Source organism: Pseudomonas sp. W15Feb9B (assembly GCF_000828175.1).
GTDB lineage: Bacteria > Pseudomonadota > Gammaproteobacteria > Pseudomonadales > Pseudomonadaceae > Aquipseudomonas > Aquipseudomonas parakoreensis.
In genome coordinates this window covers 1-305 of sequence record NZ_JTKF01000089.1, presented here as the reverse complement: position 1 = coordinate 305, position 305 = coordinate 1, and the positions used below count along the sequence as shown (strand labels likewise).

Genomic DNA, 305 nt, shown 5'->3' with positions numbered 1-305 from the left:
TTAAAGAACGATCTAATCAAAAGACTAGAAATCAGCATTCACCATCACAGCGATGGAATGCTCATTTCTAAGCTTTCAAACTTCAGAAGCAGTGGTGGTGGAGCCAAGCGGGATCGAACCGCTGACCTCCTGCGTGCAAGGCAGGCGCTCTCCCAGCTGAGCTATGGCCCCGTATTTCTACAGGTTCCCACACAAAAATTGGTGGGTCTGGGCAGATTCGAACTGCCGACCTCACCCTTATCAGGGGTGCGCTCTAACCAACTGAGCTACAGACCCAATTTCGGGCTGCTTCTATCGTCTTCTTC

The 305-nt window shown here is 50.8% G+C and carries 2 tRNA genes; both read right to left on the bottom strand.

Features of this window, described 5'->3' with window-relative positions:
• Positions 1-95: 95 nt before the first annotated feature.
• Positions 96-171, bottom strand: a tRNA-Ala gene (locus OC71_RS26725).
• A 28-nt stretch (positions 172-199) separates the two neighbouring features.
• Positions 200-276, bottom strand: a tRNA-Ile gene (locus OC71_RS26720).
• Positions 277-305 lie beyond the last annotated feature (29 nt).